The 8,095-nt window shown below is 75.1% G+C and carries 5 protein-coding genes; 3 read left to right on the plus strand and 2 right to left on the minus strand.

From position 1 onward, the window contains the following. Positions 1 to 2,141, minus strand: a 2,141-nt coding sequence (locus tag F8274_RS28830) for a nitrate- and nitrite sensing domain-containing protein (protein ID WP_151465508.1), incomplete at its 3' end; no start/stop codon positions are given. Next, on the minus strand, positions 2,128 to 3,303 hold the full coding sequence (locus F8274_RS28835) for a hypothetical protein (protein WP_151465509.1): 1,176 nt from the start codon (positions 3,301 to 3,303) through the stop codon (positions 2,128 to 2,130). The genes F8274_RS28835 and F8274_RS28830, both read right to left, overlap by 14 nt. A 375-nt stretch (positions 3,304 to 3,678) precedes the next feature. Here F8274_RS28835 and F8274_RS28840 point away from each other — a divergent pair, with 375 nt between their 5' ends. From F8274_RS28840 to F8274_RS28850, 3 genes are all read left to right on the plus strand, one after another. Continuing rightward, on the plus strand, positions 3,679 to 6,549 hold the full coding sequence (locus F8274_RS28840) for an alpha/beta fold hydrolase (RefSeq protein ID WP_151465510.1): 2,871 nt from the start codon (positions 3,679 to 3,681) through the stop codon (positions 6,547 to 6,549). Then, positions 6,549 to 7,427: an ABC transporter permease gene (locus F8274_RS28845; protein ID WP_151465511.1), complete on the plus strand. Its 879-nt coding sequence runs from the start codon at positions 6,549 to 6,551 to the stop codon at positions 7,425 to 7,427. The genes F8274_RS28840 and F8274_RS28845 overlap by 1 nt, the downstream gene beginning before the upstream one ends. 117 nt (positions 7,428 to 7,544) lie before the next feature. Beyond that, complete coding sequence (locus tag F8274_RS28850; protein ID WP_151465512.1) at positions 7,545 to 7,988, plus strand: DoxX family protein; 444 nt, start codon at positions 7,545 to 7,547, stop codon at positions 7,986 to 7,988. Positions 7,989 to 8,095: the final 107 nt, after the last annotated feature.

Consider the following 8,095-nt stretch of genomic DNA (forward strand, 5'->3'; position numbering starts at 1 on the left):
GGCGCCACGAGGGGCGGCCAGGCGGTCGGCGGCCCGCCGGCGAACGGGCCGGGGTCGGCGAACGGGCCGGGGTCGGCGGCGGTGCCCGGATCGGCGGCGGGGCCCGGGACGAAGGCCGGGTTGCCGAAGGCGTTCCAGGACTGCCCAGCCTCGAGGCTGCGGGTGGCCCGGCTCAGCAGCGCCGCGTCGAAGCCGGCCGGCTCGTCGGCGATCGGGGTGCGGGCCGGCTCGGGCAGCGCCCGCCGCTCCCGGGACGGCACGGCGGCCCGCGCCACGGCCACGCCGGCCCGCTCGGGACGGCGGACCACCAGCAGGGCGGCCGGGATGTCCAGGTGGGCGGTCACCCCGCCGCCGGCGGTCGCGGCGAGCCGGACGTTCCAGCCGTGCCGGCGGGCCAGCCGGCCCACCACGAAGAGCCCGAGCACCTCGGTGGGCGCCAGGTCGAGCCGCTCCCGGCGGGTGAGCCGCGCGTTCTCCGCGGCGAGGCGCTCCTCGGTCATGCCGATGCCCCGGTCCACCACGGTGAGCCGGGCGCCGCCGTCGGTCTGCTCGCCGGCCACCAGCACCCGGGTGTGCGGCGGGGAGAAGGCGGTGGCGTTCTCCATGAGCTCGGCCAGCGCGAGCACCAGGTCGCCGGCGGTCGCGGGCCCCGCCGACACCCCGGACGGGACCTGCACGTCCACCCGGGTGTAGTCCTCGATCTCACCGAGCGCGAGCCGGACCAGGTCGGCCAGCGGGACCGGTGCGACGTGCCCGTCCGTCCCGGTCGCGCCGGAGAGCACCACGAGGCTGCCGGCGTTGCGGCGCAGCCGGCTGGAGATGTGGTCGAGGCGGTACAGGTGCTCCAGCCGCCCGGGGTCGGTCTCCTGCCGCTCCAGCCGGTCGATCAGGGCGATCTGCCGGCCCACCAGGTTCTGGGTACGCCGGCCGACGTGGCCGAACATCTGCGCCACGTTGCGCCGGCCGGCCACCTGCCGCTCGACCAGCCGCGCGGCGGTGCGCTGCACCCGCTCGAAGGCGCGGGCCAGGTCGCCGATCTCGTCCCGGCCTCCGACGTCGATGGGGTCGAGGCGGACCGGTGCCACGGTCTCGGACTCGTCGTCGACCACCCGGGTCAGCTCTGCCTCGGCGACCCGGGCGACCCGGTCCGCGGACCGGGTGAGCCGGGTCAGCGGCCGGGCCACCGTCCGGGCCACCGCCATGCCGAGCAGGACGACGCTCAGCAGGATCAGGACGGCGGCCGCGCTGACCAGCCAGGCGGCGGCGAGCGCGTCCCGCTGCTCGTTCCGGGTCTCGGCGATGACGTCCGCGACGATCTTCTTCTCCACGAACTGGCCGAGGGTGATCATCGAGCGGACCGAGGGGAACAGCGCGTCGATCGGCACCGCCGCGATGGCCGTCACCGGGTCCTTGACGCTGTCGACCAGGAAGGTCGGGCTGGTCCGCGCGGCGACGGCCGCGTCGTCCAGCATGGCCAGCCGGTACTGCTCCGGCGTGATCAGGCTGCGGAACCGCCGGTTGTCGACCAGGAGCGCGGACATGCAGGCGATGTACGAGCCGGCCACCTTCGGGTCGCCCGTCGTCTTGACCAGCACGATCAGCGTGGCGCAGGCGCCCAGCCCCTCGTCGGCGCGGAGCAGCGCGTCCAGCGCCAGCACCTGCCGCCCGGCCGAGGTGCCGGTGTCCACCTGGAACGGCAGCCGCAGCGCCTCGATCAGCGCCATGTCGACCGTGCGGAACGCGTTCATGATCTCGTCCGGCGTGGCCCTGCCGGCGAGCACCGCGGTGCGCAGGTCGTCCAGCGTGCGTACCCCGTCGAGGGCCGTCCGGACGGGCGCCGGCAGCGGCTCGGCCCGCAGGTCGGCGACCCGGTCGTCCACCGTGGCGGACTTCTGGATCAGCTCGGTGCGGGTCACCCGGCCGAGCAGCGACCCCACCGAGAGCAGCCGTTCCTGCTGGAGGTCCTGCACGAGACTGCCGATGCGGCTGGCCACCCGGACGGTGTCGGCGGTGTCGGCGGCCCGCTGGGCGGCGGCGACCCGGTCGAGGACCACCGGCACGGCCAACCCGACCATGCTGAGCAGCGGGATGATCACCAGCAGGGCGAGCCTGCCCCGGATCCGGAGCCTACCGAGCAGCATCGAACGGCCTCCATCGCTCGGACTCGCCGCGCCCCGCGCCGACCGGCAGGAGTTCGCCGTCCCCGGCGTACGCCGGCTGGTCCGGGCGGAGCGTGGCCGGCGGGGGGCCGGCCTCGGCGGGCTCGCGGTCCGCCTGAGCCGCCCGGCGGCGGGCGCGTCGCAGCGCGGAGAGCAGCACCCCGGCCAGCACGGCGAGCAGCACCCCGGCCACCGCGACGGCGCCCCGGGCCAGCCAGCGGTCCCGGTCGAGCCGGTCGAGCCGATCCGCCAGCAGCGCGTCGAGCTGGTCGAGGATGACCTGCCGGAGCTGGGCGGCGGCCGACTGCGCGCCGCGCCGCGCGGCGCCGAGCTGGACCGGGTCGGGCCCGGCCGCGCCGGCCGGCGCCGAGAACGCGGCCAGCGCCTCCACCGAACGCTGGTAGGTGTCCAGCGGGGTGAGCACGGTCGGGCCGAGGTCGGTGCTCTCCGAGCTGTCCACGGCCGCCCGCAGGTCGTCGACCAGGTCGGTGGCGGGCCCGAGCGCGGCGACCCGCAGTTCGGCCAGCTCGGCGACGGTCCTCGGGCGTTGCGCCGCGGGCCGGTTCGGGGCGAGGGTGGCCACGTCGGCGAGGCGGCCGGCGGCCACCATGGCGGCGGGCAGGTCCGCGCCGATGGCGTCCTGCACGAAGAACGAGTCGGAGCGCGGGTCGCGGACCAGGCCGGAGGCCTCGCGGACCTTCCGGTGCAGGGCCAGCAGCAGGTCGGCGACCTCGCCGTACGCCTGGAAGGCCGCCTCCGGGTCGGCGAGCCCGCGCTCCGGCAGCGCCTCCAGCTTGGCCCGTACCCCGGCCCAGCGTTCCCGGGTGCGGAGCTGGTCGCCGATCGCGCCGTCCACCTGCGCGGCCCGCTCGATGGCGGCGGTGAGCGCCGCCCGGGAGACCGGTCGCCCGGCGACCGCGTTGGTCTGCGCGTCGGTCAGCGCGTCGGTGACCGGCCCGAGCGCGCGCAGGTAGCGCACGCCGAGCCGCTCCCGGGCGGCCAGGTCGTGGTCGTCGCCGGTGTGCCCGTCGGTCTGGGCGAAGAGCAGCCCCAGCGGGGCGAGCAGCGCCAGCACGAGGAGCAGGGGCAGGGTGCGGCCCGGTACGGAGGGCCGCCGGCGGACCCGCGGCGCGGGGACGGTCATGGTCTGTCTCCTCCGGCGACGGCGGGGGACGGTCCGGAGCCGGGAGGTCGCCATACGCAGTCCCATGCACCGGACCGGAAAAGTAATCGAACCGGGCGCAGGTGGCAGCGGAGTCCGCGAGTCGGCTTCACGTCACTTCGGGTCGCGTCACGTCCGGTTGACCTTGCACCTACGGAGCGTCCGATATGGGCGGGAGGAAGGCGGCATCGGCGGCATTTGCGAGCGTAGATGTGAATTCACGGAATCAGAATTCATCCCGCTGGGACGCTCTGGACCTTCCGCGGTCGACGGAACCCGGACAACGAACGGTGCAACCGGACGGACGTACGGCGGATCTCAGGGAATGCTCAGCCGGCGGCCCGTACCGTGTGCCGCATGAGATCACCGCTGCCCGTCGCGCGGATCCGGCGCGCCCTGGCCGGCCGCCCCCGCCGGCTCGTCGCCGCGGTGGTGGTGGTCGTCCTGGTCGCCGCCGCCCTGGTCTGGGCGGCCCGCCCGGACCGCACCGGCTTCCGCACCGAGTCGGCCCTGGTGACCGTCCGTTCCGGACCGGCCGGTGACCAGCCGGTCGACCTCGACACCACGCTCTACCTGCCCGACGACGCCTCGGCCCGGCACCGCGTCCCGGCCGTGCTGCTGGCGCACGGCTTCGGCGGCACCAAGGAGTCGGTCCGCTCCGACGCGGAGGATCTGGCCGCCCGGGGGTACGCGGTGCTCACCTGGACCGCCCGCGGCTTCGGCCGCAGCGGCGGCGAGATCCACCTGGACAGCCCCGACTACGAGGTGCGGGACGCCGAGCGCCTGCTGGACCGGCTCGCCGCCCGCCCGGACATCCGCCTCGACGCGGCCGGCGATCCCCGGGTCGGCGTGGTCGGCGGCTCGTACGGCGGCGGCCTGGCCCTGCTGCTGGCCGCGCAGGACCGCCGGGTCGACGCGATCGTCCCGATGATCACCTGGAACGACCTGTCCCGCGCCTTCCTGCCGGAGAGCACCGGCAAGGGGCCCACCGAGGGCGTGTTCAAGAAGGGCTGGGCCGGCATCTTCTTCGGCGGCGGCGGCAACGCCGGCTCCGGCCCGGCCGGGCTCTCGGGCACCGCGGCGGCCCAGCCGGAGGGCGCCCCGGCATCGGCCGGCGCGCCCAGCCCGCAGCCCGGCGCCGGTCCGGGCACCGGCCCCGGTCGCGCCCCGGCCGGCGCCGCCGACCCGTCCTGCGGCCGGTTCGCCGCCGACGTCTGCGCCGCGTACCTGCGGATCGCCACCACGGGGCGGGCCGACGGGCCGGCGGTCGACCTGCTGCGCCGCTCCTCCCCGGCCGGGGTGCTCGACCGGATCACGGCGCCCACCCTGCTGGTGCAGGGCGAGGCCGACACCCTCTTCCCGCTCACCGAGGCCGACGCCAACGCCCGGGGCATCGCCGCCGCCGGCACCCCGGTGCGGGTCGCCTGGTTCACCGGCGGCCACGACGGCGGCGCCGGCCCCACGTCCGACTCGGACCGGGTGAAGTTCCTGACCGCGCAGTGGCTCGACCACTACGTCAAGGGCGACGGTGCGGCGCCCGGCGACAGCTTCACCTTCTCCCGGATCGCGGGGTTCGACGCGCTCGACCGGGGCCTGGTGGCCACCGGCTTCCGCACCGCCGACTATCCGGGCGTGACCGGGCAGGTCCGCCGCGAGGTGACGCTGGCCGGGCCGGCCCAGGCCGTCGCCAACCCGCCCAACGGCAACCCGGCGGCGATCTCGTCGGTGCCGTTCGCCGGGGCGCTCGGCTCGCTGCTCGACGGGGTGGCCGGCGACATCCCCGGCCAGCACGCCCGGTTCGAGTCGGAGCCGCTGGCCGACCCGGTCGACGTGGTCGGCGCGCCCACCGTGCGGATCCGGGCCGCCTCCGCGACCGGCGAGGCGGTGCTCTTCGTCAAGCTCTACGACGTCGACCCGCAGGGCGGCGCCACCCTGCCGGACGGCCTGGTCGCGCCGGTCCGGCTGACCGGCCTGCCCCGAACCGTCGAGGAGGCCCGGCCGGTCCCGGTCACCCTGCCGGCGATCGTCCGCCGGGTCGAGGCCGGCCACCGGCTGCGGGTCGTGGTGGCCACCTCCGACCAGGCGTACGCCACCCCGGCCGAGCCGGCCGTGCACACCGTGGCGCTCGGTGACGGCCCGCTGGTGCTGCCCACTGTCGACGCCACGCCCATCCCCACCACCGCCACGGTCTGGCGCTGGGTGCTGGCCGGCCTGCTCGCCGCCATCGCGGTGGGGCTCGTCGTGGTCGTCCTGGTCGCCCGCCGCCGGCACCGCCGGCAGGACAGCTCGATCCACCCGGCGTACGCGGGCGTCCCGCTCGCCGTCCGCAACCTGCGCAAGGAGTACGCGGACGGCTTCGTCGCGGTCTCCGACGTGGACTTCGAGGTGCGCCCAGGCCAGGTGGTCGGCCTGCTCGGGCCGAACGGCGCCGGCAAGACCACCACGCTGCGGGTGCTCATGGGGCTGACCCAGCCCACCGCCGGCGAGATCTACGTCTTCGGGCACCGGCTGGTGCCCGGCTCGCCGGTGCTCTCCCGGATCGGCGCGCTGGTCGAGGGGCCCGGCTTCCTGCCGCACCTGTCCGGGCTGGAGAACCTGCGGGCGTACTGGCGGGCGACCGGCCGGCCGTGGGCGGACGCGCACTTCGACGAGGCACTGGAGATCGCCGGGCTGGGCGACTCGGTGCACCGGCGGACGAAGAACTACAGCCACGGCATGCGCCAGCGGCTGGCCATCGCGCAGGCCATGCTCGGCCTGCCCGAACTGCTGGTGCTCGACGAGCCGACGGACGGGCTCGACCCGCCGCAGATCGCCGAGATGCGCCGGGTGCTCCAGCGCTACGCCACCGACGGCCGGGCGGTGCTGGTCTCCAGCCACCTGCTCGCCGAGGTGGAGCAGACCTGCACCCACGCGGTGGTGGTGAACAAGGGACGGATCGTGGCGTCCGGCCCGGTCGAGGAGATCGTCGGCGAGTCGCCCAGCGTGCTGTTCGACGTGAGCGACCCGGACGCGGCGCGTGGTGTGCTCGACCGGCTGGCCGGCGTACGGGTGCTGCCCGACGGCGACGGCGGGCTGGTGGTGGACACCAACGGCACCGCCCGCAGCGAGGTGGTGGCCGAGCTGGTGCGGGCCGGCATCGGGGTGGACCGGGTAGTGCCCCGGCGGCGCCTGGAGGACGCGTTCCTCGCCCTGGTCGGCGAGAACTCTCGGGGAAGCGGGGACCGGTGATGGCGCAGTCGTCTTCTGTGGGGCCGGTGGGGGCGGCCGTCGGTTACCGGCCGTCGGCCACCCTGCCTTTCCGGGCGGAGTTCCGCCGGCAGGCGTCGCGGCGGCGTACCCAGCTGGCGCTGGGGTTCATGGTGCTGCTGCCGCTGATCATCCTGATCGCGTTCCAGTTCGACTCGGGCGGTGACGACGACAACGGGCGGGGCGAGTTCGCCAGCCTGGTCGACCTGGCCACGTCCGGCGGGTTGAACTTCACCCTCTTCTCGATCTTCGTGTCGTCGTCCTTCCTGCTGGTCGTGGTGGTGGCGCTGTTCTGCGGTGACACGGTGGCCAGCGAGGCGAGCTGGGGCAGCCTGCGTTACCTGCTGGCCGTCCCGGTGCCCCGGGCCCGGCTGCTCACCGTGAAGCTGGTGGTCGCGCTCGTGTACTCGGCGCTGGCGCTGGTGCTGCTCGCCGGCACCGCCCTGCTGGCCGGCACCCTCCGGTACGGCTGGTCCCCGCTGCGCAGCCAGGTCGCCGCCGAGCTGGCCCCGGGCGAGGGCCTGGTCCGCCTGCTCGCCGTGCTCGGCTACCTGGCCGTGATCCTGCTGGTGGTGGCCGGCCTGGCGTTCCTGCTCTCGGTGACCACGGACGCCGCGCTCGGGGCGGTCGGCGGTGCGGTGCTGCTCTGGATCCTGTCCAGCATCCTGGACCAGATCACCGCGCTGGGTGGGCTGCGCGCGTTCCTGCCCACCCACTACAGCAGCGCCTGGCTCGGGCTGCTGTCCACTCCCGTGCAGACCGACGACGTGGTGCGCGGCGCCATCTCGGCGATCGCCTACGCCACCCTGTTCTGGGGTCTGGCCTTCTGGCGGTTCACCCGGAAGGACGTAACAAGCTGAGCGGCTCACATCTTGGGAGCGTTCCCACACGGCCGTCCCGTTAACAAGGAATTTATTAAGTTCGATAAAGTCGTCGGCCATCCTGGGACTACGTGCGTCACGTTTCAGGAGGTCACGATGGTTCCTGCACGGCTGAACGGCCCCGTCCTGTCCCTCTTCCGCATGGTCACCGGCGTGCTCTTCCTCTGCCACGGCGCGGCCTCGCTCTTCGGCATCCTCGGCGGCAACCCGATGACCCGACAGGCGGTCCCCTTCGCCGAGTGGCCAGGCTGGTGGGCGGCGCTGATCCAGCTCGTCTGCGGCGCGCTGGTGCTCGTCGGCCTGCTCACCCGGCCCGCCGCCCTGCTCGCCTCCGGCTCGATGGCGTACGCGTACTTCGTGGTGCACCAGCCCGACCACCCGCTGCCGCTGCACAACGGCGGCGAGCTGGCGGCGCTCTTCTGCTGGTCGTTCCTGCTCGTGGCGGTGCTCGGCCCGGGCACCTGGGCCCTGGACGCCCTACTCTCGCGCCGCCGCGCAGCGGTCACCACGCCGACGACGCGCCCCTCGGTCCCCGCCTGACCTGATCCGTCCGAGATCTTGGTAGGAAGTGGCCCTCCCAGGGGCCGGTTCCTACCAAGATCTGATGGCGGGACGACCCTCAGAGGCGGCTGTCGGGGGTGGGTGCC

This window comes from Micromonospora sp. AMSO31t (assembly GCF_008868175.1).
Taxonomy (GTDB): Bacteria; Actinomycetota; Actinomycetes; order Mycobacteriales; family Micromonosporaceae; genus Micromonospora.

Bases quoted from the DNA above. Each gene is read 5' to 3' on its own strand.
- F8274_RS28835 (WP_151465509.1), bottom strand. From the start codon at position 3,303: ATGACCGTCCCCGCGCCGCGGGTCCGCCGGCGGCCCTCCGTACCGGGC.
- F8274_RS28840 (WP_151465510.1), top strand. From the start codon at position 3,679: ATGAGATCACCGCTGCCCGTCGCGCGGATCCGGCGCGCCCTGGCCGGC.
- F8274_RS28845 (WP_151465511.1), top strand. From the start codon at position 6,549: ATGGCGCAGTCGTCTTCTGTGGGGCCGGTGGGGGCGGCCGTCGGTTAC.
- F8274_RS28850 (WP_151465512.1), top strand. From the start codon at position 7,545: ATGGTTCCTGCACGGCTGAACGGCCCCGTCCTGTCCCTCTTCCGCATG.